The 2,209-nt window shown below is 77.0% G+C and carries 1 protein-coding gene; it reads left to right on the top strand.

The window, feature by feature from the left end; genetic code table 11:
• Positions 1–55: 55 nt before the first annotated feature.
• Positions 56–2,209: caspase, EACC1-associated type (locus ABD308_RS00880; RefSeq protein WP_425554663.1), on the top strand; the 2,154-nt coding region annotated here is incomplete at its 3' end.

Here is a 2,209-nt window from a genome sequence, read left to right as displayed (position 1 = left end):
TCCTGCCGCCCGGCGACCGGGGCGACGACCGGACGGGTGACCGACCGGGACAACCGTGAACGGCACCCCGCCCGGCCTGGGCGCGCTGCCCGGCGCGCACGCGATCCTGGTCGGCACCGGCCGGCACCACCCGCGCTCCCGGCTGGAGCCGTTGCCCGCCGTCGACACCACGCTCGACGACCTCGAAACCGTGCTCCACGAGGTCTGCGGACTGCCCGCCGAACGGATCCACCGGGTGGGCGCCGAGGCCGACCAGACCGAGGTGCTCGCCACCGTCGAACGGGTGGTCGCCGAGGCCTCCGGCGCGGTCGCCCTCTACTACGTCGGCCACGGCCTGCTCGGCCCCAACGACGAGCTCTACCTCGCCACCTGGCACGTGCGGGCGGAGCACGAGGTCGCGCACGCGGTGGCCTACCGCACCGTCCGCGACCTGCTCGGCCAGGCCCGCGGCGGCAGCATCGTGGTCCTGGACTGCTGCTACTCGGGGCGGGCCGCGCTGCCCTTCGCCGCCCCCGACCGGGACCCGTTCGCCCGGCTCTGGCCGGTCGGCAGCTTCCTGCTCACCTCCGCGCACAACTTCGGACAGTCCTTCGCGCCGCCCGACGCCCGGCACACCCGGTTCAGCGGGCGGCTGCTCAGGGTCCTCACCGAGGGCGACCCGGAAGGGGGGCCGGAGCTGACCATGGACGGCCTGCACGCCGTCCTCGCCCGGAAGGCCGAACACGAGCCGGTCCGTCCGCGCGCGCACAGCGAGGGGGACATGGGCACCCTCGCCATCGCACCCAACCGCGCCTACCGGCCGGCCGCCGACGACCGGCGCGAACCGCCCCGCAACCTGCCCTGCCCCTATCCGGGCATGCGGCCCTTCCGGCTGAAGGAGAGCCGCTACTTCTCCGGCCGGGCCGACCTGATCGAGCACCTGCTCGACACCGTCTGCGACCGGCGGACGCCCGGGCCGACCGTTCTGGTCGGCGCCTCCGGGGCCGGCAAGTCGTCCCTGCTGCGCGCTGGCCTGCTCGCCGGACTGGCCGACCGGCACGGCCGGGGCGGCCGGGACGCGGCGGACGTGCCGTGGCCGGCCCTGGAGGTGGCCGCCCCCGGACCCGCGCCGATGACCACCCTCACCCGGCAGTGGGCCCAGCTCACCGGCCGGACCACCGAGGACGTGCAGGCCGCCTTCGTGGCCGGCCGCTTCCCCGACCCGCTGCCCGGGCACTCCACCTGCGGACTGCTGGTGGTCGACCAGTTCGAGGAGGTGTTCACCCGCTGCGAGGACGAACGCCAGCGGGACCTCTTCATCGGCCTGCTGTGCCGCCCCGACGTCCCCGGCCGGCCCGAGACCGTGCTCGCCCTGCGGGCCGACGCCTACGGCCACGCGCTCGCCCACCCCGACCTCGCGGCCGCCCTGGACCGCAACCAGCTGGCGGTGGAGCCGCTGAAGGGCGCCGCGCTGCGCGAGGCGGTCGAACGGCCCGCCCTGGAGGCCGGGCTGACGCTGGAGAACGGCCTGGTCGACCGGCTGCTGCACGACCTGCGGCAGGGCGGCGGCAGCCACGAACCGGTCGAGGGCCTGCCCTTCCTCGCGCACGCCCTGCACGAGACCTGGCAGCGGCGCAGCGGCGCCGTCCTCACCCTGGCCGGCTACCAGGACACCCGGGGCATCTGGCACGCGGTGGCCAACACCGGCGACAAGCTGCACGACCGCCTCGACGCCACCGGGCGGGCCGCGCTGCGCGACGTGCTGCTGCGCCTGGTCCACCTGGACGCGGACGGCGGGGCGCGGCGGCGCACCGCCGACCTGCCCGCGCTGCTGGAGGGCCGGCCGCCGGACGAACGGCGGGCGCTGCGGGACGTGATCGAGGCGCTCGACCGCTCCCGGCTGATCACCGGGTCCGAGAACGGCGCGCAGATCTCCCACGAGGCGCTGCTGCGCGGCTGGCCGCTGCTGGGCCGCTGGATCCGCGAGTCCCGGGCGGACCTGCTGCGCCACCAGGAGATCGCCGAGAGCGCCGCCGCCTGGGTGGCGGACGGGCGCCGCGCCACCCACCTGCTGGCCGGCCGGCGGCTGGAACGCCTCCTGGAGCCGCCCGCCGAGGGCCCGGGCCTGCCGCTGGCGCCCGTCGAACGCGAGTTCCTGGACGCCAGCCGGGCCGCCGAGCGCCGCGGCCGGAGACGGGGCCGGCGGGAACGCGTCCTGGCGGGGGGGGTC

This window comes from Kitasatospora putterlickiae (assembly GCF_039527695.1).
Lineage (GTDB): Bacteria > Actinomycetota > Actinomycetes > Streptomycetales > Streptomycetaceae > Kitasatospora > Kitasatospora putterlickiae.
This window is presented reverse-complemented; position numbering and strand designations above follow the sequence as displayed.